At 60.1% G+C, this 20,783-nt stretch carries 17 protein-coding genes and 1 tRNA gene; 4 read left to right on the top strand and 14 right to left on the bottom strand.

Annotated elements, in window-relative coordinates; genetic code table 11:
* Window positions 1–23: 23 nt before the first annotated feature.
* The 4 genes from cydC to ACESMZ_RS07270 are packed head-to-tail and all read right to left on the bottom strand — an operon-like array spanning window position 24 to window position 5,776.
* Window positions 24–1,667 (bottom strand): thiol reductant ABC exporter subunit CydC, encoded by a 1,644-nt coding sequence (gene cydC / locus ACESMZ_RS07285; protein WP_372958221.1) that lies wholly within the window; start codon window positions 1,665–1,667, stop codon window positions 24–26.
* Window positions 1,660–3,360, bottom strand: coding sequence for a thiol reductant ABC exporter subunit CydD (cydD, locus tag ACESMZ_RS07280; protein WP_372958220.1), 1,701 nt, complete (start codon window positions 3,358–3,360; stop codon window positions 1,660–1,662). The genes cydC and cydD overlap by 8 nt, the downstream gene beginning before the upstream one ends.
* Window positions 3,361–4,362: a cytochrome d ubiquinol oxidase subunit II gene (cydB, locus tag ACESMZ_RS07275; RefSeq protein ID WP_372958219.1), complete on the bottom strand. Its 1,002-nt coding sequence runs from the start codon at window positions 4,360–4,362 to the stop codon at window positions 3,361–3,363. It lies immediately after the preceding gene.
* 1 nt (window position 4,363) lies between these two features.
* On the bottom strand, window positions 4,364–5,776 hold the full coding sequence (locus ACESMZ_RS07270) for a cytochrome ubiquinol oxidase subunit I (protein WP_372958218.1): 1,413 nt from the start codon (window positions 5,774–5,776) through the stop codon (window positions 4,364–4,366).
* Between the two features lie 181 nt (window positions 5,777–5,957).
* Here ACESMZ_RS07270 and ACESMZ_RS07265 point away from each other — a divergent pair, with 181 nt between their 5' ends.
* The 3 genes from ACESMZ_RS07265 to ACESMZ_RS07255 all read left to right on the top strand — a co-directional run bounded on the left by ACESMZ_RS07265 (window position 5,958) and on the right by ACESMZ_RS07255 (window position 8,104).
* Window positions 5,958–6,590 (top strand): class I SAM-dependent methyltransferase, encoded by a 633-nt coding sequence (locus tag ACESMZ_RS07265; RefSeq protein WP_372958217.1) that lies wholly within the window; start codon window positions 5,958–5,960, stop codon window positions 6,588–6,590.
* A gap of 77 nt (window positions 6,591–6,667) precedes the next feature.
* Window positions 6,668–6,754, top strand: a tRNA-Leu gene (locus tag ACESMZ_RS07260).
* A 189-nt stretch (window positions 6,755–6,943) separates the two neighbouring features.
* The gene (locus ACESMZ_RS07255) at window positions 6,944–8,104 is read left to right on the top strand and encodes a C4-dicarboxylate TRAP transporter substrate-binding protein (RefSeq protein WP_372957608.1); all 1,161 of its coding nucleotides are present in this window, start codon (window positions 6,944–6,946) and stop codon (window positions 8,102–8,104) included.
* 84 nt (window positions 8,105–8,188) lie between these two features.
* Here the strand turns inward: ACESMZ_RS07255 and ACESMZ_RS07250 are convergent, their stop codons facing one another.
* From ACESMZ_RS07250 to ACESMZ_RS07220, 7 genes are all read right to left on the bottom strand, one after another.
* On the bottom strand, window positions 8,189–9,484 hold the full coding sequence (locus tag ACESMZ_RS07250) for a DUF1552 domain-containing protein (protein WP_372957607.1): 1,296 nt from the start codon (window positions 9,482–9,484) through the stop codon (window positions 8,189–8,191).
* 16 nt (window positions 9,485–9,500) lie between these two features.
* Window positions 9,501–12,755: a DUF1592 domain-containing protein gene (locus ACESMZ_RS07245; RefSeq protein WP_372957606.1), complete on the bottom strand. Its 3,255-nt coding sequence runs from the start codon at window positions 12,753–12,755 to the stop codon at window positions 9,501–9,503.
* A 12-nt stretch (window positions 12,756–12,767) separates the two neighbouring features.
* Complete coding sequence (locus tag ACESMZ_RS07240; protein WP_372972412.1) at window positions 12,768–13,742, bottom strand: cellulose binding domain-containing protein; 975 nt, start codon at window positions 13,740–13,742, stop codon at window positions 12,768–12,770.
* A gap of 183 nt (window positions 13,743–13,925) precedes the next feature.
* Window positions 13,926–14,555: a hypothetical protein gene (locus tag ACESMZ_RS07235; protein WP_372972411.1), complete on the bottom strand. Its 630-nt coding sequence runs from the start codon at window positions 14,553–14,555 to the stop codon at window positions 13,926–13,928.
* 218 nt (window positions 14,556–14,773) lie between these two features.
* Entirely contained in the window at window positions 14,774–15,295 is a 522-nt protein-coding gene (locus ACESMZ_RS07230; protein WP_372957603.1) for a DUF192 domain-containing protein, read from the bottom strand.
* Window positions 15,292–16,053: an ABC transporter permease gene (locus tag ACESMZ_RS07225; protein ID WP_372957602.1), complete on the bottom strand. Its 762-nt coding sequence runs from the start codon at window positions 16,051–16,053 to the stop codon at window positions 15,292–15,294. Before ACESMZ_RS07225 ends, ACESMZ_RS07230 begins: the two co-directional genes overlap by 4 nt.
* A 25-nt stretch (window positions 16,054–16,078) precedes the next feature.
* On the bottom strand, window positions 16,079–17,002 hold the full coding sequence (locus ACESMZ_RS07220) for an ABC transporter ATP-binding protein (RefSeq protein ID WP_372972410.1): 924 nt from the start codon (window positions 17,000–17,002) through the stop codon (window positions 16,079–16,081).
* A gap of 197 nt (window positions 17,003–17,199) precedes the next feature.
* Here ACESMZ_RS07220 and ACESMZ_RS07215 point away from each other — a divergent pair, with 197 nt between their 5' ends.
* Window positions 17,200–17,652: a hypothetical protein gene (locus ACESMZ_RS07215; protein ID WP_372957600.1), complete on the top strand. Its 453-nt coding sequence runs from the start codon at window positions 17,200–17,202 to the stop codon at window positions 17,650–17,652.
* 10 nt (window positions 17,653–17,662) lie between these two features.
* On the opposite strand, the gene ACESMZ_RS07210 is transcribed toward ACESMZ_RS07215, so the two are convergent.
* Genes ACESMZ_RS07210 through ACESMZ_RS07200 form a run of 3 tightly spaced genes read right to left on the bottom strand, consistent with a single transcriptional unit; the run spans window position 17,663 to window position 20,689 of the window.
* Window positions 17,663–19,153, bottom strand: coding sequence for a PhnE/PtxC family ABC transporter permease (locus ACESMZ_RS07210; protein ID WP_372957611.1), 1,491 nt, complete (start codon window positions 19,151–19,153; stop codon window positions 17,663–17,665).
* A 13-nt stretch (window positions 19,154–19,166) separates the two neighbouring features.
* Window positions 19,167–19,823, bottom strand: coding sequence for an ATP-binding cassette domain-containing protein (locus ACESMZ_RS07205; protein WP_372957599.1), 657 nt, complete (start codon window positions 19,821–19,823; stop codon window positions 19,167–19,169).
* The gene (locus tag ACESMZ_RS07200; protein ID WP_372957598.1) at window positions 19,823–20,689 is read right to left on the bottom strand and encodes a putative selenate ABC transporter substrate-binding protein; all 867 of its coding nucleotides are present in this window, start codon (window positions 20,687–20,689) and stop codon (window positions 19,823–19,825) included. The genes ACESMZ_RS07205 and ACESMZ_RS07200 overlap by 1 nt, the downstream gene beginning before the upstream one ends.
* Window positions 20,690–20,783 lie beyond the last annotated feature (94 nt).

Here is a 20,783-nt window from a genome sequence, read left to right as displayed (position 1 = left end):
ATTGCCGGTTTAGTTAACCCGCTTTACTGATCTCCGTCAAGGTTCACGTGAATGTCGGTTCCGGGCAGGGCGGCAGCACCATGGCCGGCAAACACGCAGGTTCGTCCTCGCAACCAGGGTTCCATGGACGCGCGGATTTGCGCGATGGTCGCGCTGTCCACACCCGTGAATGGCTCATCCAGCAGCAGCAACCAGGAAGGTCGCAACAGGGCTCTGGCCAGGGCCAGGCGGCGGCGCTCACCGCCGGACAGCCCCCGCCCCTGTTCGCCAATCATGCTGTGGAGCCCATCGGGTAACCGCTCCATAAGGGGCGTCAGTGCGACGGCGGCCAGCACCGCATTGAGTTCCTGGTCCGTGGCGTCCGGCTTTGCGATACGCAGATTGGCGGCCACGGTATCGCTGAACAGGTGAGTACGCTGGGTCAGGTAACTGACACCGCTGCGCCAGTCGCTGGTGCGGACGGGTTCAAGCGAGTGGCCAGCCAGTGTCAGCTCACCGTGCCAGTTGTCGCTCAGCCCCGCCAACACATCCAGCATCGTGGACTTGCCGGCGCCGGACCGGCCAATGAGGGCCAGGCGGCTGCCCAATGGCAGGTCCAGGGAAACGGGGCGCACCAGGGCCTCTCCGTTCTGTTCCACAACGAAGTCGGCCAACTGCAGATTACCCGGGCCAGGATGCGAGTCATAAACGGTCGGGGAACGGGACTCGCCTTCAGCGTTCAGACGGCCGGCCGCACCAAGGGTCGCCCCGAGACGGCTGAAGGCGGCCGGCAAACCGGTAAACGCTTCTCCCAACCCGAGAACCGCCAGGGTAAACAACAAGGCGACCGGTCCGCTGAGCTCGCCAGTTTGCCAGAGCGACAGACCGGTCAGCATGGCAATCAATGACGCCAGCTGGACCGCCATTAAGGTCAGACCATTGGCCAGTGCGGCCTGCCGCTCAACCAGCAGGCGGGTGTTGTCCAGGGTGCGACTGTTGTGGAGCAGGGCATCGGCTTCCCTGGACCACAGGTGGGCGGCCTGGAGTTCCGCGTTGCCCTCGATCACATCCACAAAGCGGCCACGGAGGGCTTCCGCCTGCTCTCCCTGGTTGCGGGACGGCGACAGGGTGTGGCGGGCCAGCAGGTATAATACCAGCGGTAACAGCGCCAGGGGCACCAGCGACCCGATCAGCGGAGGTGCCACCACGGCCATCACCAGGCCAGCGAGCAACAGGCCAGCCAGGGCCAGACCAGGCGGGGCAACCAGTTGCAGATAAAGGGTGTCCAGCGCATCAATATCAGCAATCAGTCGGTTCAGCCAGTCTGCCGGGCGCTTTCCCCCAACCCGGTCGGGCCGGGCCCTGGACAGACGGGCAAACAGGGCAACCCGCACATCGGCGAGTAACCGAAGCACTGTGTCATGGTTGTAAACCCGTTCCAGATAGCGGGATACGGTCCGGGCCAGGGCAAAAAAACGGATACCGCCACCCGGTGTGTAGATATCCAGCTGTACCGCGACGCCGGCTGCCAGCAGCAATCCGGTCAGGGCAGTGGCGGTGATAAACCAGCCCGACAGTGCCAGCAGGCCAACCCCCGCCAGTACCGTGGCAAACATCAGCAGACCGCCAACGACCAGCCTCCGCCAGCGGGCGGCAAGGAGCTCAAGCCAGGGCCGCAGTTCATTCATCCTGAAGCCTCCCGTTCACCAGGGTCAGACAACGATCAGCGGCAGCCAGCGCTGCCGGGTGGTGACTGGCGATAATGATTGTGGAACCCAGGTCCCGAAGTTGGCGTATGGCCTCCAGCAGGTAGTGCTCGCTGCGGGTATCCAGCCCGGCGGTAGGTTCGTCCATCAGGATCAACGGGTAGCGGGCCAGAAACAGCCTCGCCACAGCCAGCCGGCGGGCCTGGCCACCTGACAGACCTGCGCCACCTTCGTTTATGGGTGTCTCCAGGCCCTCCGTGCGTTGCCGGACCAGGTCACCCAGACCGACTTTCTCAAGGGCATCCAGCAACGCCTCATCGGTTGCTTCCGGTGCCACCATTCGCAGGTTGCCGGCCCAGGTATCCTGGCGAATGAACGGTGTCTGCCCCAGCCAGCCGAAGGGCCTGGCGCCCGGCGGTCCACCGTTCACGCGGACTGCGCCGCGTGTAGGCGCCAGAAATCCCGCAATCAGGTGGAGCAGGGTGGACTTGCCCGAGCCGGAGGGGCCGGCCACGGCAACCAGCTCGGCTTTCCTTCCGCCTTTTCCGACCACCAGTGACAAGGGCTCAAGGCCGATACGCCCATCGGGAAAAACAACGGATGCATGATCCACTTCCACCACGGCTGCGCTGTTTCCGGCCGCCCGCCCGGGCGAAACCGTGGCGGCGCCCGGACCCGTTGCAAGCCGTTGTTGCAGTTGCGCTGCCGCGCCCAGCGCTGTCGCCCGGTCGTGGTAATGCTGCGCCAACTGACGCAACGGCTGATAGAACTCCGGAGCCAGCAACAGAATGAACAGGCCGGAGAACAGGGTGAGATCCGGGGACGGACCGTAGGTGATATAGCCCAGTAAGCCGAAGCCGATGTAGATGGCGATCACTGCAATGGCCACGGAGGCGAAAAACTCCAGCACCGCCGAGGACAGGAACGCCACCCTCAGGGTCTTCATGTTTACCTGCCGGTACTGATCGGTGGCCTCGGCAATCTCGCGGGTGGCGGCACCGGTGTACTCGAACAGCTGCAGGGTGGACAAGCCCCGCAGGCGGTCCAGGAAATGACCGGACAGGCGCCCCAGGGTTTCCATATGTTGCTGGTTCAGCTTTTCCGCTCCCATGCCCACCAGGGCCATGAACAGGGGGATCAGCGGAGCCGACAACACCAGGAACAGTGCAGCCAGCCAGTCCAGCCAGACCACAGTGACCAGTATCAACAGGGGGACCACCACCGAGAGCACCATCTGGGGAAGGTAGTGGGCGTAGTACCCGTGCAGGGCTTCTACCTGATCCTGCCATTCTGACGCCAGAGTGCCCGCGGACGACTGACCGACACCGATAGGGCCGAGATGCTGAAAATGATCAAGCAGGTCCCGGCGCAGGGCCAGCCGTATCCGGTCACTGGCGCTGGCTGAAAAGCGGTTCTGCAGGGCAACGGCGGCAGCCCGCACGGCGATGGCGGCCAACACCATGATAACCGGGGCAACCAACTGGGCTGGAGCCTGTTTGCTCACCAGCACCTGATGAGTAATCCAGGCCATTCCCCCCAGCTGGAAGAAAGATGCAACGGCGGCCAGAATGCCCGCCAGAGCGGCGGCGCGTATGGTACCCAGGGCAGGGCGCTGGCGTTCCCTCAGCCAGCGTCCTGCCTCCCGGGTGGGCGTGTCGGGGGAGGGTTCAGGCACTCAGTGGTAGCCTTCCCCGGCACGGACCTTGCCGCGGAATACCCAGTAGGTCCAGGCGGTGTACCCCAGCACTACCGGAATCACGAACAATAAACCCAGCAACAGGAACAGTTGTGATCCATAGGCGGAGGATGCGTCCCAAAGGGTGTAATCCGGCGGAACCACGTAGGGCCATTTGCTGACGATCAGCCCCAGGTAAGTGCTGATAAACAGCCCCATGGTCGCCACGAACGGCATGCCGTCCTTATGCCGGCGAATGGCCCGGAAAATCTGCCAGGCACAGAACAGTCCGAAGGCGGGGAACACCCAGATCAGGGTCAGGTGATCAAACCAGCGGTCCCGCACGAACGGATCCACGAACGGCGTCCAGACGCTGATAACCACGAACACCACCAGCACAGCGGCCAGCAGAGGGAGAACCAGGCGGCGGGCCCACTGCTGCAGTTCATCTTCAGTCTTGAGCACCAGCCAGGTGGCGCCGAGCAGACTGTAACCGGCCAGCAGGCCCAGGCCAGTCAGCACAGTGAACGGTGTCAGCCAGTCCAGTGCGCCACCGACGTACACGCCGTTGGCCGTTTCAAACCCTTCGATATAGGCACCGACGACGACGCCCTGGGCAAAGGCGGCAACGGTGGAGCCACCGGCAAATGCCCAGTTCCAGAGGTAGCGGGAGGTATTGGCCTTGAATCGGAACTCGAACGCCACCCCCCGGAAAATCAGGCCTGCAAGCATCAGGAACACACCGATGTACAACGCCGGCAGGAGAATCGAATACACCATGGGGAAAGCTGCCAGCAGCCCGGCACCGCCGAGTACCAGCCAGGTCTCGTTGCCATCCCAGACCGGTGCTACCGAGTTCATCATCACGTCACGGGACTCATCATCCGGCGCGAACGGGAAGAGAATCCCCACGCCCAGATCGAAGCCGTCCATCAGTACATACATGATGACACCAAAGCCGATGATAAATGCCCAGATCAGGGCCAGATCAAACAGTTCCATATCAATGCCCCCCCTGACGGGCGATGTCTTCGTTGTATTCGAACGGTACATGGGACGCTGACAACGGACGTTTCGGGTGATCGGACGGATGCTCGGTGGTCTTTGCCTCCAGGCCGTCATGCAGCACGCGCATCAGGTAGTAGACGCCGGCGGAGAACACCAGTGCATACACAACGATATAACCTATCAGGGTAAACAGGGCCATGCCGCCGCTGAGGGAGGGTGTCACCCCCTCCGCCTGGGTCATCATGCCGTAGACCAGCCACGGCGCCCGACCAAACTCTGTCACAAACCAGCCGGAAAGCACCGCCACAAAAGGGGTGAGCGCCATAAGGCGAAGTCCCTGCAGGAACCAGTTGGTGGTCGCATACCGGCCGCCCCGGCGCAGAATCAGGCCGGCAATGGCAAAACCGATCATCAGGAACCCGAGACCCACCATAATGCGGAAGCTCCAGAAAACCAGGAAGACCGGCGGCTGCTCCTCCACCGGCGCAAGGTCGAGGCCGGGCACCTCACCGTCGATGTCGTGGGCGAGGATCAGACTTGCCATCCCGGGAATACCCACTTCAAAGCGGTTGGTCTGATTGGCCTGGTCGGGCAGGGCAAACAGCAGCAGCGGAACCCGGGTGCTGGTTTCCCAGTTACCCTCCATGGCAGCCACCTTTACCGGCTGATGCTCCTGGGTGTTCAGGCCATGGAAGTCACCAATCACAGCCTGGGCCGGGGCGATGAACAGCAGCATCCACAGACACATGGACAGTGCCTTGCGGTTGGCCTCAACTTCACGGCCGCGCAACAGGAACCAGGCACTAACCCCGGCCACCACGAAGCCACCGGTCAGGAAAGATGCCACCCCCATGTGCAGGAACCGCCAGTAGAATGACGGATTAAACAGTGCTTCGGACCATGAAACCACATGGAAAACACCGTCCCGGAGTTCGACACCGGCAGGTGTCTGCATCCAGCTGTTGGCGGAAAGGATCCAGAAAGAGGAAATAAAGGTTCCGAGGGCGACCATCAGCGCCGCAAACAGGTGAACCCCGGGCGGCACCTTGTCACGCCCAAACAGCAGCACCCCAAGAAAGGCCGCTTCAAGGAAGAACGCCGTCACCACCTCATAACTGAGCACCGGGCCCATGAAATTCGCTGTGGCCTGGGAAAAGTTGGACCAGTTGGTGCCGAACTGGAAGGACATGACAATCCCCGACACGACCCCCATCCCGAATACCACGGCAAAAACCTTGGTCCAGAAGGTAGACAACCGGGTCCAGACCGGATTCTCGGTCTTGAAAGCCAGGCCTTCGAGCACGGCTATGAAGGAAGCCAGACCGATGGTGAAGACCGGGAAAATCGCGTGGAAGGACACCACGAAAGCGAACTGTATTCGCGATAACAACAGGGGATCAAGCTCCATTGGAACCTCCGATAACCACACTGATAACAGGAAGTGACGGCACTTCCTTGAGGATAGCCTGCTTTACGTATGTGTAGTTATTGTTAAGTTCAGCAGCTAAGAAATATGGTACGCTCAAACGGTCATAAGCCAAGGGGCAGAATGTCGCAGCGCTTGTCTTATATCAATTATGGGAGACGCCTTGAGCTTTTACGAAGAACGCATCCTACCGCACCTGATTGACAAGGCCTGTTCCGTGGGCCAGGTGATGAAACTTCGCAGCCAGTTGGTGCCCCGGGCTCGCGGCGCTGTGCTGGAGGTAGGCATGGGCTCTGCCATCAACCTGCAATTCTACAACCCGGGCACGGTAGAGTTAGTGTACGGCCTGGAGCCTTCTCAAGGTATGCGCCTGAAGGCCGCAGACAACCTGGCCAGGTCCCGGGTGCCCGTCCAGTGGCTGGACCTTCCAGGGGAAGAAATCCCGCTTCCGGATAACAGTGTAGACACAGTCCTGCTGACTTTCACACTTTGCACCATCCCGGATCACCAGCGCGCCCTGGAGCAGATGATGCGGGTCCTAAGGCCTGGTGGAGAGTTATTGTTCCTGGAGCACGGCGAAGCCCCCGAGAACCCCACGCAGAAGTGGCAGCACAGAATCACCCCGGTCTGGAAAAAGTTCGCCGGCGGCTGCCACCTGAATCGTCCGATCGACCAGTTGATCGAGCAGGCGGGGTTTGACATTCGAGAGCTGGATAACTTCTACATGCCCAGGGCCCCGCAGATCGCCGGCTATCTTTATCTGGGCATGGCGGTGAACCCCGGCGCAGCTGAATGACGTCAGTGGCGAATCCTCCCAATTGCTTTGCACGCCATGGCCTTATACAATCCCGCCCGTCTTTTCCCTTCCGCAATGCCCGGGTGGTGAAATTGGTAGACACTGGGGACTTAAAATCCCCTGACCGTTAGGTCGTGCCGGTTCGAGTCCGGCCCCGGGCACCACTTGCGCCAGAAACGTTCATTGCTTTCGCCTCAGTTTCCTCCGCTTTCCCTCGTCTATTCCGACGATTTTTTAACCAAGCAGTTGATTGGTCAGTTGTTGCGAGACTATCGTGATAATTCAGGAGCTGAATTAATTCGGGAAGGAAACCGTGACTCTATACGACAACAACAAAGATCCGGAGTACTGCCATGCCTGTAAGATCCCTGGTTCGTATTTTATCGACGTCACTGGTCCTCGGGGGGATCACACTTGCCTCCGTTGCGGATGCCAGAACCCTCTCCTATGCGATCGGCTACCCGCCCGGAAGCGATTCTGCCAAGGCTGCGCAGAATTACGCGGACCGGGTGGCGGAGTTTTCCGACGGCGAGCTTTCCGTGAAGGTCTATCCCCTGTCACTACTCAACTTCGCCGAAACGTCGGCCGGGGTGCGGGACGGCATGGCCGACATTGGTTATCTGCTGAGTCCGTATTTCCCGGCGGAATATCCCCATACCAATCTGCTCGCTGAGGCGGCCATGCAGCTGCAATTATTCGGTGACGAGGTCAAGGGCAAGGAAGGGCCCGCCTATATTGGTGCGTTAGCTGAATTTGTCTTCTTCAACTGTGAAGAGTGCCACGAGGACTTCCGGGAACAAAACCAGGTCTTTACCGGCATTGCGTCCAGCTCCAACTACATGCTGAACTGCAGCGAACCGGTTACCACCGTCGAAGACCTGGCCGGCAAGCGTCTGCGAGCTGCAGGGTCCCAATGGTCCCGGTGGGCCCAGGAGTTTGATGCCAGCCCGGTAACCCTGTCCGGCAACGAGGCCTATGAAGCGCTGGACCAGGGCGTGGTGGATTGTGTGGTTATTTCCGCTCCGGACCTTGAGAACCTGGGGATTATCGAGGCAACAACCGACATCACCACCGATGTACCCGGGGGTGTGTTTGCCGGCGCCGAGATCACCAATACCAACCGCGATACCTGGCAGAGCCTGAACGACAAGCAGCGCAGGGCGATGCTTCATGCCGGAGCCTATATCTCTGCAGAAATTCCCTGGGTCTACCATCAAAGGGAAGCGGCCGTGCTGGACCGGGCACGGAATGAGCTGGGTATAGCCATCCATACGGCGTCGCCGGAGCTGCAGAAGGCCACGCGGGAATTCGTGCGTGACGACATGGATGCTATCGCCCGGTACTATGAAAAGACCTATGGCGTGGAAAATGGGGCAGAAATGCTGGAGGCATTCCGCCCGGTACTCGAAAGATGGGTTGAGCTTGTCAAAGACGTCGACTCTCAGGAAGCGTTGGCGGAACTCTACTGGGACGAAGTGTTCTCGAAAGTGGATGCCTCTGCCCATGGCATGTAATTTCCGGCAGTAAGACAAAAAAGCCCCGGTCATCAAAAGACCGGGGCAATAGTTTTCAGATTGTTTTTATCGGGTTCGTGGCTCTCAGGCGACGAGACCAGGCAGGCCTCCGGTGCCATGGCCCGTGTAGCCGAAGCGGTCGATATTCACCCCCATCAAGTTGGCGATCGATACCAGCAGCCTGGTGTGGGCATCGCCATCAAAGTCAAGATAGCGGCCTGTCTGCAAGGCGCCGCCTGCATTTCCCGCCAGGATGAATGGCATGTTGCGGTGGTCATGGGCGTCACTGTGGCCCAGTTCCGAGCACAGGAAGATCACTGAGTTATGGAGCAGGCTGTTGCCGTCAGTGTCTGTCCGGCTGGCGAGGTTCTCCACCAGGTAGCGGAACTGGCGCATATGGTACTGCTTGTATTGAACGAACTTGTCAGCGATAGCGCCGTCGGCCTGGCCAAAGTGGGAGGTGTCGTGGTGCCCCTGATCGATGCCCTCCACCCGCAAGGGGCTGACCGGGTGTGACCACATCAATGTGGCGACCCGGGTCATGTCGCAGGCGAACGCCTGGGTGATCAGGTCCATCTGCAGGCGACCGATGGTTTCGTAGTGCTCGTCCAGATGGATTTTGGGCGGATAGCCATGCCAGTCCTCGGGCACGCTGAATCCCTCGGAGTTGAAACCTGAGGTGTTGCACATACCCGCCTCCGCACCATTGCTGAGAATACGCTTCTCTACCTCCCGGATACTGTTGGTGTGATACTCCAGCTTCTCCCGCTCGCTGGTGCCCACCTTGCTGTTGAGTGTACGGACTTCCGCCAGCATCTGGTCCAGGATACTGCGCTTGCGCCGGTCGCTGACGGGAATGTTACCGGGGTCCTGGCCTCCGAAGATGTTGTCGAAGGCGTTGATGGGGTTATCGTTCGGCGTGATGGGCACATTGCCGCTGGAAAAGCTTGGTACATTGCCTTCACCGTTCTGGAAGGTGGCATGGACCCCCAGGTTGACTCCCCGGAAGGGCGTGCTCTGACCGATCCGCTGGGCCAGGAAGTAGTCCAGCGATTCGGTGTTGTTACCGGTGAGTACCTTGGCGACACCGCCTTCGTGGGTATGGCCTCCTTCGTACATGTTCAGGCCACTGGTGAACACACAGTGCTGTTTGATGGATTCCAGTGGACTGGTCATATCGTTCAGCTGGAAGTCAAACTCACTGCCTGACGGATGGAACCGCTCGGGAATACAGCCGTCCGGAATGAATACGAACACTGCTCGTCTGGGCGCCCCGGACTGCTGGGCCACAGCGGTGCGAGCCCAGGGCAGGGAGGCCAGTGGCGTCGCGAGAGCGGCACCACTGAGGGTTTTCAGAAACTGACGTCGATTGGATCTCATGGGATAACTCCTTGTCTTACCGGCGCAGTGTGAACGTCTGCAGCTGTGTCAGGCCGACCATCAGTTCCTGCAGATCGTAGCCGCTGCTGGCGAACAGATGGTTCAGGTTGTCCAGGGTGTTGCTGTCACTGCCGGTTTCGACGTAACCCCGGGCGAAACGGTAGAACTGTCTGGCCATGCAGCTCTTGACGCTGTCGGTCTGGACCAGCACCTGCTGCATCTCGCGAACACCGTTGTAGGCCGCGCTGCTGTCTTCCAGCAGGCTCTCCAGGCCGTAGATCACGCCGTAGGTGTCCACCGGCTTGTTGTTGTCGGTGGTGCGGAAGCCGCCGGCACCGTCAAACGCCTCGAAGCCGAAGCCAATACCATTGATGTACAGGTGACAGGTCTGGCAGTCGTCACCGCCGGTACGGGCTGCGAAACGCTCTCGGGTGGTCTGGCTTGGGTCTGGTGCAGGGCCGGTGGTGTCCAGGTCTTCGGGGGGCGGCGGCAGGTCCTGGCACATCAGGCGACGCCGGACGAAGTTGCCCCTGGGAATGGGCGCTGACTCATTGGCATGACCATGAGCGGCCATGACGGCACCAAGGGCCAGAATACCGCCCCGGGAGTCAGTGGTGTCCTCCACAAGGCTCATCTCGTCGCCACTGACACCCTGCAGACCGTAATACCGGGCAAGGGGCTGGTTGACGAAGACGTAGTCTGCTGTGAACAGTTCATCGAAGCGGCCGGTGGAGTCGAATACCACATGGTTGAAGAACGCCCGCAGTTCCCGGTGCATGGCATCACGCACCTCGCCGTTGAAACGGGGGAACAGGTTGGGGTCCTTGCTGCCCATGGATGCCGGGTCAGCCTCCAGCCATTGCTCGGCAAAGTGACCCAGGTGTACCCGGGCCTTGTCCGATTGCAGCAGGCGACGGGCCTGGGCTTCCAGTTGCTCAGGCGTCCGCAACTGGTCGGCCTGGGCCGCGGCCAGCAGGGTCTCGTCAGGGATGGTGCCCTGATAGATAAACGAAAGCTGGCTGGCGACTTCGTACGGGGTCAGCTCGTACTCACCACTGCCGGTCTGTTCACCCAGTTCGCTGATGTAGAGGAAGTGAGGTGATACCAACATGGCGGTCACGACCGCTTCCATGCCGGCATCGAAGTCGCCCTCATCGTTGAAGATGGCGGTATAGGCCTGGCGTTCGTCATCGGTGAGGGGGCGGCGGAAGGCCTTCAGGCCGAACTGCTCCACAAACTGCTCCGCGCAGCCATCGGCGCCGGCGTCACAGGGCAAAAGGGCAGACTTGCGCTGTGACACGGCCCGGGTAGCAACGGTCTCTGCGGCCTTCAGGTACTCGTCCAGGTGGCGGGCCGATACATGGTTCTTGGCCGCGTTGTTGCTGAAGCCAAGTACCCGCGCTTCCACCGGAAAGTTGGTGGTCAGGTTACGGGCATCAACACCTACCAGGTCACGAACGGCGTTGGCGTAGTGATACCGGGTCATCAGGTTCAGCTGACGGGGGCCGGCGGTTTCGTTCTCCAGGGCAATATCGTCACCATTGCCCCCACCGGACCCACTGTCAGCCCAGATGTTGTCGGCAATGTACTCGCCGACGGCCTGGGCACAGGCATCCACACACCGACCGGAGTTGCCCAGGGGCATGGTGCGGTCGATGTAGGCCACCAGGGAATCCAGTTCTGAAGGTGTTGTCAGGGAGACACCAATGGCGCCGCCGGAACCGTCTGCGCCATGGCAGGAGGCGCACTGATTTGCGTATAGGTCGGCCCCATCCGGCGGGTCGGTTGCGCCATCATCACCGTTGCCCGGTGTGGAATCACCGTTGCCATCATCGCCAGAACCGCCTCCGTTGTCGCCATTTCCGGACTCGCCCCCGTCACCGGGGTTGCCGTCATTGTCCCCACCTTCGGGGTTCTGGTCGTTGTCGTCATCGCCGGGCATGCCATCACCGGGACTGTCGTCGCCTGGCGCTCCACTGTCAGGGTCTACGGTAACAATCACATTGCTGGAGGATGGGGAGGGCACACTCCCGTTCACGGCCACCACCCGATAGCTGAAATTGCCTTCGGTTTCGACCTCGTCGATCCACTGGGTCTGGTTTGCATCCACTGCGCCGCGGGTTTCCCAGTACCCGCTACCGGAACGCCTCTTGATGACAAACCCCGTTTCATTATCGCTGAGGTCCTGCCAGCTGACTGTCACGGCGTTGTTACCGGCTGTGTAGTTGGCACCGACGATGGCCGGGGCGGACGGAGCCTGGCCAGCCCTTATCGGCATCAGGTTGTCGCCATTGTCCTGCTGGATAGCGGTAAACGACAGGTTGAAATACACCGGTACGGTGTGTCCGATGGCCGACAGACCGGCCATGGTGCGGAGCGCCTCAATGCCACCCGTCAGTTCGAGGTCCCCGCTGTCGACCATAACCGGACGAGCCGTGCGCACTGCAACGCGGTTGTCTGCGGTGCGTATGACCAGAACCTCGGCGGTGGTGTCCTGGCTGACGCCGTTCAGGGTCAGGCGACCGTCCAGAGTCATTGAGGTGGACTCGCCAGGCTGCAGGGCTGTTACTTCAGTCATGTTCACCTGGGTGGTGAAGTAAAGTGTGGGCAGCAGGCCACTGACAAACAGGTGATCACGGATGCGCTGATCGCGGATTGCGATGCCGGTATCGACGGTGTTGAGGTCAATGGCAAGGGTGGCCTGGCCGCTGGTGTCGACGAAGGCCTTCAGGTTCTGGAATCGCTGCGCCTCGGCTACATCGGTGTTTTTCACGGTCACGAACGATAACTCGGAGTCCGCGCCGTTAAGGGACCAGCCCGTTACCGGTACGTCGGGGTCTGCGTCAACCGGGGTGTCATCCGCCGGCGGCTCTGCGTCACTCCCGTCAACAGGGGAGCCACAGGGCTGGCCGTTCAGAAGGAATTCCGAGGGCAGGGAGCCTGATGGATTCTCCAGGTTGAAGCCAAAGTCGAACCGGCCCCCGGAAGACACCTTGCCGTTATAGCCGGCGTCGATGACGCCAACCTGGTTGCCATCCTGCTCGAAATGGCCGTTCCACAGCTGGGTGATGATTTCATTGCCCGGGAAATGCCAGGACAGGTCCCATTGCTCCACCTCGGGGCCATGGTACTGAACCACCACCTGGTAGGTGGCCCCCATACCCCAGTTATTGGTTTCCTGGTAGTTGACGGTGCAGAGTTCGTTGGCCAGTGCGGCATTGCCGGCCATGGCCCCCGCCGTCAGTGTCAGCAGTTTGAATAGGAATTTCATAAAGGCCTCTCTTTACCGTGTCGGGAGTTCGTCGGCTTCGAAGAACAGGGCGAAGTCCACCGGGACAGCAAGGCTGATCGTGTCCAGGCCGGCCACCTCCCGGAGGGCTTCCACGCCATCGCCCAGTTCAAACTGGTCGGCGGTGATGATCAGCGGTCGGGCAGTGCTGACGAGGAAACGCTGGTTTCCCAGATGCTGCACGCGCAGGCGGGTATTCAGGTGCCGGTTCACGCCACTGACCTGGACAGCGGCAGGTATTTCCAGTGACAGGACCTCCCCGGCGGAAAGCCCGAGCACCTGGCCCAGGTTTTCACCCAGTTCGATGGCTACGGCGGCTTCCGGATTGGCGCTGGTGTTGAACAAGATTTCCCGCAAGCGCTGATCGCGGATATCAATGCCGGTGTCGACGGTATCGAGATTGATGTTCAGAGTCGCGATGCCGTCTTCGGAGACGGTGCCGGAGAGGTCGCCGAAACGATGACTTTCGACGGTGTGCTGGTTCGTGGTGGTTACAAAGCCGAGATGGGAAGCTTCGCGGTCCAGGTGCCATGCTGCGGAGGGTTCCGGTTCCTCCGGTGTATCAGGGTCTGGTGCCGGCTCGCCCATGTCGGTATTGCATTCCTCGCCGTTCAGGTAGAACGTTTCCGGCACCCCGCCGGAAGGGTTACGGACATTGAAACCGAACTTGATCTCACGGCCTTCCGCAAGACGGGCGTTCCAGAGCAGGCTGGAGACGGTAACGTCCTGCCCGTCCTGGGTGTGGGTCACGTTGAAAATGGAGTCGATCTGTTCCTGGCCGGGAAAGCGCCAGCCCAGTTCCCATCCCTGTACTTCCGGACCGTTGTAAGTCAGCTGCACCCGGTGAACCGCGCCGGTCTGCCAGCTGTGCTGAATTCGGTAGTCGACCTCACAGAGCGAATCGGCCACCGCCGTGCCGGTGAGTGCACTGCCGAACAACAGCAGTGCCAGTCTGGATCTAGTCTTCATAGCACACGTTTTTAATCCTGTACCTGATGGTTGAACACGACTACCCCGCACACATCGCGGGTAGCAAAAAGTCGTCCGTACAACGCAACCGGACTGGGAGACAAACGGGGTACTGCTTCAGCACTTTTACCGCTGAGTGCAAAACCGAGCCCGGGGGCCCGCAGACGGAACCGGTTTTTACAGTCAGGGACGGAGCGCCCGCCTGCGCACCGGGCGGTCCACAACGAATCGTTTGAACGGCTCAAGGAACAGCTTGAACACCAGCAACATCACCAGGCAGGTGGCACTGAGCATGAGGAAGTAGAACGCCAGGATGTTCTCCATGCCGGTGGTGAAGTTGAGGGAACGGGCAATACCCAGCACCAGCGGGAAGCCCCAGGAGATGATGGAAATGCTCGAAAAGGTGAACATCATGGCTTTCTCGTCCACCGTCACGCGGTAGAACAGGGGCTTGCCAAGGTTGCGCTCCAGGATGGGAAATACCTTGTGGTGCAGGAAATAACCATTGACGGTGAGTACCAGCACGATCACCAACTTGGCCCAGACTTTCGGGTTAGCCAGCAGTTGCGGCTCGAACTGCCAGTAAATCCAGAGAAACGCCAGGCCGGTCGCCCACAGGGTGAGGAGTCCGGTGGTCACCAGCCGGGCGATAAAATTGAAAAGCACGAGCTTCTCGTGGGTGATCCGGTCCAGGTAGAAATAACGAAAGGCAATGATATCGAGGGTCAGGGCGCCACCCACGCCAAAGGCAAGGCCGACCAGATGACCCGCGACGAAGAGGGTTTTCAGGGTATCAACGGGGGGCAGTTCCATGGCTCCGCATCCTTGTGGTCTGTCCTTTCGCCGGTACATCCTGATCCGGCAGCGTTCCCGGTGACTGTCTGATTAAATAATTTTAATCAACCATGGCAATCACTTATGGGTGACGCCTGCAAATAACCGCGGTAAGTATAGGGTTTTGAGTCGTGGAAGGAACAGAGCCTTGTCAGGACGCTGTGAGATATATCAAGGACTGGCGGTGAACCAATGATTCAATCCGCCCCGGGGCAGGGTTTATTGTCGTTCAGGTCTGCAAGTAACTTGTCGCCAGTGCCGACATGATGCCTTTCGAAAAAGCCAGCGTTCATTTCCAGGACATTCCGGTGGGGAACTCCGGCTGGCCAGGTGGGGCAGTTCCGGGCCTGGTCGGTCTCGCAGGGTGTCATGGTGTCCGTGGCGAGGATGACGCCATCCTCATCGAGCCAGGCGATGTCCAGGGGAATGCGGGTGCGATACATCCAGAAACCTGCAGAAGCCGGCCGATCGGAGTCGTAGTAGAACAACATGCCCGCGCGGGCCGGCAGGTTTTCCCGCTCCATCAGGCCCCAGCGCCGCTGCTCTGGCGTTACGGCGTGCTCGAGCATTACGGGGACGGGACCTTCACTGGTGATCAGACAGGCCTCCCTTGAAGGCAGGTGCTGGGGCGGTACCTCGTCAGCAAGAGAGGCAGTCGCCAGCAGGCAAAGGGCCAGCAGCGCCCGGGATAAACCGACAGTGCCGAACCTGGACGTCATGGTTTGAGCCGATACCCGGTGCGGAAGATCCAGGCGATCAGCATCATGCAGAGGGTCAGGAATACGATGATCATGCCCACGCTGATCCCGATGTGGATATCGGAGACACCGTAAAAGGCCCAACGGAAACCGGAAATCAGATAGACCACCGGATTGAACAGGGTGATGGTCTGCCAGATGTCCGGCAGCATATCGATGGAATAGAAGGTACCGCCGAGGAACACCAGCGGCGTGACGATCATGAGTGGCACAATCTGCAGTTTCTCGAAACCGTCGGCCCACACACCGATGATGAAGCCGAACAGGCTGAAGGTCACCGCCGTGAGCACCAGGAACGAGAGCATCCAGAAGGGGTGCAGCACACTGTAGTCCACGAACAGCCGTGCCGTGGCGAGAATGATCAGACCCAGAATCACCGACTTGGTGGCGGCTGCTCCGACATAGCCGATCACCACCTCCACGTAGGACACGGGCGCGGAGAGCACCTCGTAGATGGTGCCGGAAAACCGTGGCATATAGATACCGAAGCTGGCGTTCGAGATGCTCTGCATCAACAGGGTCAGCATGATCAGCCCCGGAATGATGTAGGCGCCATAGCTGATGCCGTCGATGTCTCCCATACGGGAGCCAATGGCAGAGCCAAACACCACGAAGTAAAGGGACGTGGAGATCACCGGCGAGGCGACACTCTGCATCAGGGTCCGCCACATACGGGCCATTTCAAACTTGTAGATGGCGAGGATGCCATACAGGTTCATAGATTCTCTCCAGTTCTTGGGCGTATCAGTCGTGATGAACCAGCCCCACGAAAATCTCTTCCAGGGAGCTTTCCCGGGTCTGCAGGTCCCGGTATTCCACACCCAGTTCACCCAGTGTACGCAGCAGCAGGGCAACACCGGCCTGCTCCTGCTGGCTGTCGAAGGTGTAGATCAGCTCGTAGCCATCATCGGACAATTCAATGGGCTGATCCTTCAGTTCCGGGGGCAGTTCCTCAAGCGGGGACTGCAGGTGCAGACGAAGCTCCTTGCGGCCCAGCTTGGACATGAGGGTTGCCTTGTCTTCCACCAGGATCAGCTCGCCGTTGCGGATCACGCCGATGCGGTCCGCCATTTCCTCGGCTTCCTCGATGTAGTGGGTAGTGAGGATAATGGTTACGCCACTTTCCCGTAGTTTGCGGACCATTTCCCACATGTCCCGGCGCAGCTCCACGTCCACGCCGGCGGTAGGCTCGTCGAGAAACAGGATGTCAGGCTCATGGGACAGTGCCTTGGCGATCATCACCCGGCGCTTCATGCCGCCGGACAGGGACATGACCCGGTTATTGCGCTTGTCCCACAGGGACAGGTCCCGCAAGACCTTCTCAATGTGGGCCGGATTGGGCGGCTTGCCGAAAAGCCCGCGGCTGAAGCTGACGGTATTCCAGACTTTTTCGAACGAGTCAGTATTCAGTTCCTGGGGTACCAGGCCGATCGCTTGCCGGGCAGCCCGGAACTCACGGACGATATCGTGCCCGGCGGCGGTTACCGTGCCACCGGACGGGTTTACCAGGCCGCAGATAATGCTGATCAGGGTGGTCTTGCCGGCGCCGTTGGGGCCGAGCAGGGCGAAGATTTCACCCTTCTGGATGTCCAGGCTGACATTCTTGAGCGCCTGGAAGCCATCACCGTAGGTCTTGCTGAGGTTCTGGACCGATATATCCGGTTGCACAGCGGGTTCTCCGTCAGCAGGTTTTGGAAAAGTCGGGCATTTTCGCATGTTATGGGCGATCAGGGCACCCCGTACCGGTGCGTATACGGACAAATCCGGCACCGGACCAGTGGAGACAGGCGTTGCCTGCAGGCATAATGCCTCCGGCCCGGTTCTCCTGTGACCGGAAGTTTTCCATCCAGCCTGGTGAAGTATCCATGGTTCGCGTTGGTCTGGTCGTATTGTTTCTTGCCGTTATGGCCGTTGCCGGCTGGTGGTTGCCGCAGTGGCTTGACGCGCCCTCAGCGGACTCCGGGGCTGACCCGGTTACCACGTGCAGGCCACTGACTGAATCCTGCCGATGGACCAGCGATAATGGTCCGGCCGAGGTGACCCTGGTCCCGCTTTCAGGGGATGAACTGCAGCTGGACCTGATCCTTCCCGGTCTGAATGCCAAGCCTTTGATCGTACTCACCGGTGAAAGCATGTATATGGGCGAATATCCCCTGGCATTGAGCGCGACCGACCAGCCCGGGCATTACCGGGTAAGTTTTGTACCGCCGTTCTGCACCACCGGTGATGAGATGGTGTGGCGGGTCAGTGTCCGGATTGGCGGTGAGGCGGCGGAGCTGCCCTTCCGGATTCTGTTCAGCCCTTCGGCAGCTTCCTGAGAGCTTTCCATTAGCACGTAGGCATGGTCTGCAGGGCCAGCCGTCGCCGGATGCGGCGGGACAAGCCGTCAATTCCGATGTTCAGCAGGGCGGTGATCAGAATCAGGATCATGGCCTTGTCGAACTGGATATTCTGGATGGCGCTGTCCACGTAGAAGCCCAGGGTATAGATACCCAGAATCCCAAGGATGGCGGTTTCCCGCATGATGATTTCCCAGCGATAGAACAGGAATGCCAGAAAAGACGGATAGACCCTGGGCACCAGTTCATAGCCATACCGCATCAGGCCCCGGGGCGCATCCGGGCGCAGGCCAATGGTGCTGGACTGACGTCCGATCAGGTGGCCGATAATGCCCCCGTTGTGCAGCGCCAGCGCCACTACCGCCGGCAGCATGGATGGCCCCCAGAGCTGGAGCAGTATATAGGCCAGGATGTACTCCGGGGTGGAACGGGCAATCACCAGCAGCACATGGCCACCGCTGCGTGAGAACCGGTTGCCGAAGTGGCGGGAAATCAGCGGGAAGGCCAGTAGCGCAATGACGCCCGTAGCCACCAGGGCCATCTGGGTGAGCAGCAGCGTATTCCAGATGCCCGGTAATGCCTGATTCACCACAAGGTCGCTCAGCCAGGGCCAGAAAGCCTCTCCGGAGGCGCCCTCCCGTAGCGGTGCCGGCACAATGTCTTCGGTAAAGAAGCGGCGGACGTTGCCCCACATAATGGGCATCCCGTCACCCAGGAAGAAAGGCGCCGCAACGATGTAGAACGGCAGCATACGGGGTCGTACCCACAGCGGGATAGTGGCTATAAGCACATAGAACAAAATCAGCACCGCCCCGGCTTCGGAGTAATGCCCCTGGGAGAACGCCGATTCCAGATAGAAGCCGAGGGTAGGCAGACCCACAAACCCGAGAATGGCACTGGACCGAAAACCGCATTCGAGACGGTAGGACGTATAGGTGCGCAGTTGTTCCCAGCAATCCGGAATACGGGTATAGACGAAGGCCGACAGGGCTCCGACGCCGGAAGGAAGCAGGTTACGGGGCTCCGGGTCCGCCTCATCCAGTATTTCCGAATACACCTTGGCGAATATTCCGGCGTAGGGAATGGCAATGGCCAGCACCCCGGTAAGCGGGTGGAACCCGAAAAACTGCAGGAAGATCAGCGCCCAGAACAGCTCGTGGATGGCGCGGATAAAGGCAGCGAAGGTACGCACCAGCCGGAACCGGTACACCAGCGCCAACAGGAAACCGGCGGCGGCACCAAGGGTCACGCCAACAAAGGCAAAGGCGAGGGTACGGAGCAGGGCGGTTGCCAGGCCCGCACTGGAGAAGAAATCCGGGGTCATCACACCCCAGAAGAATCGCATCAGGTCCTGCCAGGGATTGGCCGTGGTAATGGCGATATCGGACAAGGCCAGGCACACCAGGGCCAGAGCCACGAAGAACAGGCTGGTTCGGGCCGTTCTGGAACGGCTGACGGGAATGTTGGCCCAACCCTGCATCACAACGTGGCCTTCAATCGTAGAGCGGGCGGATGTCCGCCGCCGTCAGTGACTCGCTCGGCGCATCCAGGGCGACCCGGCCGTCCCGGATACCCACAATCCGGTTGCTGTAGGCCAGCGCGAGCTCCACATCATGCAGCGCCACTATGGAGGTGTGAAACCTGTCCCTGAGCAGCGCCATGACCTTGTGGGCCAGTGGGCCGTCCAGGGCGGAGACCGGCTCGTCAGCAAGCAGTATGTCGGCATTGCGATAAAGGGCGCGACCAATGGCGGCGCGTTGACGCTGGCCACCTGACAGCCTCGCTGCCGGTCTCCACAACTTGTCGGACATATCCAGCTCGCCCAGAATTGCGGTCACCGATTCCCGGTCATCTTTAAACGGCCGGATCAGCGTGGCCAGGTTATAGAGGGCGTTGTGCTGCTCCAGGCGGGCCATAAACACGTTATGGAAGACCGGAAGGGCATTGACCAGGCCCAATTCCTGGGGAACCAGGGCGGCCGCATCGCCCACCCGGTCGTGGATCAGCCGGATCAGGGTGGACTTGCCAGCACCGCTCTTGCCCACCAGGGCGATCTTGTCGCCTGGTGCGACAGTGAGGGATAGCGGACCAAGAACCCGCTGTCCGCCGAAGTAGCCTGACAGTCCATCCAGTTCCAGCGGGGCATCCATCAGTTCAGCAGACCCAGTTTTTCGGCGGTTTCTTCGATGATTCTGTAGTCTTCGTTCGACGCCGGTATAAAGCCCTTGCGCGGGAATCGCTCCAGCAAGTCAGGGTCATCCATGTTCAGCAGGACCTCAGTGACCCTTTCCTTGAAACCCTCGCCGAACTGTTCGTCGACATCACCACGGATAGTCCATTGATAGTCGTAGTATTCCGGTGTTTTCCAGATCACCTTGACCTTGTCTTCATCTATGGAACCATCGTCAACGCCGGACTCCCATACCTTGTAGTTCACCGCACCAAGCTGGTAGGTGCCGGCTTCTACCAGCCTTACGGTTCTCGTGTGATTACCGCTGAAACCAACACGGGAGAACACGTCGTCGGGAGCTTCACCGTAAGCTTCGCGCAGGAAGAATTCGGGCATCAGGCGACCGGATGTCGAGCCTTTCGAGCCGAAAGTGAACGTCATATCCCGAAGTTCATCGGACAGTTCCTCCATCGGTTCCAACCCCGTGCTGGTGTTGGCGATAACGTAACTCTGGAAATTCGGGTCCTCGACACCCTGGGCGATTGCCTCGGACCCCGGAACCAGTCGACGAGCCTGTACGCCGGAAAGCCCGCCAAACCAGGCCAGCTGTACCTGGTTGTTGCGGAAGGCGGAGACGGCAGCGGCGTAGGATTTTACCGGAATGTATTTAACATCCACGTCCAGTTGCTCTTCCAGATAGGCCTCGACGGCGCCAAAGCGTTCGATCAGTCTGGTCTCGTCCTGATCCGGAATCGCCGTGAACACGAAGGTCTCGGCAGCTGCGGAGTAGGCATAGGTCTGCATGGCGGCGGCTATGGTAGCCAGGCCAAGGATTTTTTTGAACATAGGAGTCGGTCCTTGAAGTGTGGGGTTCGGGCAACGCATGTGCCGATTGTAATGATACTCTACGATGACCTGGCGGGATTGGCCCACCGTAGAA

Origin of the sequence: Marinobacter sp., from assembly GCF_041690615.1 — a bacterium.
Taxonomy (GTDB): domain Bacteria; phylum Pseudomonadota; class Gammaproteobacteria; order Pseudomonadales; family Oleiphilaceae; genus Marinobacter.
The sequence above is the reverse complement of the archived record's forward strand: the minus strand, read 5'-3'. Positions and strand labels throughout refer to the sequence as shown.

Excerpts from the sequence above, each read along its gene's own strand:
- cydC (WP_372958221.1), bottom strand. The coding sequence starts at position 1,667 with ATGAATGAACTGCGGCCCTGGCTTGAGCTCCTTGCCGCCCGCTGGCGG.
- cydB (WP_372958219.1), bottom strand. The coding sequence starts at position 4,362 with ATGGAACTGTTTGATCTGGCCCTGATCTGGGCATTTATCATCGGCTTT.
- ACESMZ_RS07270 (WP_372958218.1), bottom strand. The coding sequence starts at position 5,776 with ATGGAGCTTGATCCCCTGTTGTTATCGCGAATACAGTTCGCTTTCGTG.
- ACESMZ_RS07255 (WP_372957608.1), top strand. The coding sequence starts at position 6,944 with ATGCCTGTAAGATCCCTGGTTCGTATTTTATCGACGTCACTGGTCCTC.
- ACESMZ_RS07250 (WP_372957607.1), bottom strand. The coding sequence starts at position 9,484 with ATGAGATCCAATCGACGTCAGTTTCTGAAAACCCTCAGTGGTGCCGCT.
- ACESMZ_RS07245 (WP_372957606.1), bottom strand. The coding sequence starts at position 12,755 with ATGAAATTCCTATTCAAACTGCTGACACTGACGGCGGGGGCCATGGCC.
- ACESMZ_RS07240 (WP_372972412.1), bottom strand. The coding sequence starts at position 13,742 with ATGAAGACTAGATCCAGACTGGCACTGCTGTTGTTCGGCAGTGCACTC.
- ACESMZ_RS07235 (WP_372972411.1), bottom strand. The coding sequence starts at position 14,555 with ATGGAACTGCCCCCCGTTGATACCCTGAAAACCCTCTTCGTCGCGGGT.
- ACESMZ_RS07230 (WP_372957603.1), bottom strand. The coding sequence starts at position 15,295 with ATGACGTCCAGGTTCGGCACTGTCGGTTTATCCCGGGCGCTGCTGGCC.
- ACESMZ_RS07225 (WP_372957602.1), bottom strand. The coding sequence starts at position 16,053 with ATGAACCTGTATGGCATCCTCGCCATCTACAAGTTTGAAATGGCCCGT.
- ACESMZ_RS07215 (WP_372957600.1), top strand. The coding sequence starts at position 17,200 with ATGGTTCGCGTTGGTCTGGTCGTATTGTTTCTTGCCGTTATGGCCGTT.
- ACESMZ_RS07210 (WP_372957611.1), bottom strand. The coding sequence starts at position 19,153 with ATGCAGGGTTGGGCCAACATTCCCGTCAGCCGTTCCAGAACGGCCCGA.
- ACESMZ_RS07205 (WP_372957599.1), bottom strand. The coding sequence starts at position 19,823 with ATGGATGCCCCGCTGGAACTGGATGGACTGTCAGGCTACTTCGGCGGA.
- ACESMZ_RS07200 (WP_372957598.1), bottom strand. The coding sequence starts at position 20,689 with ATGTTCAAAAAAATCCTTGGCCTGGCTACCATAGCCGCCGCCATGCAG.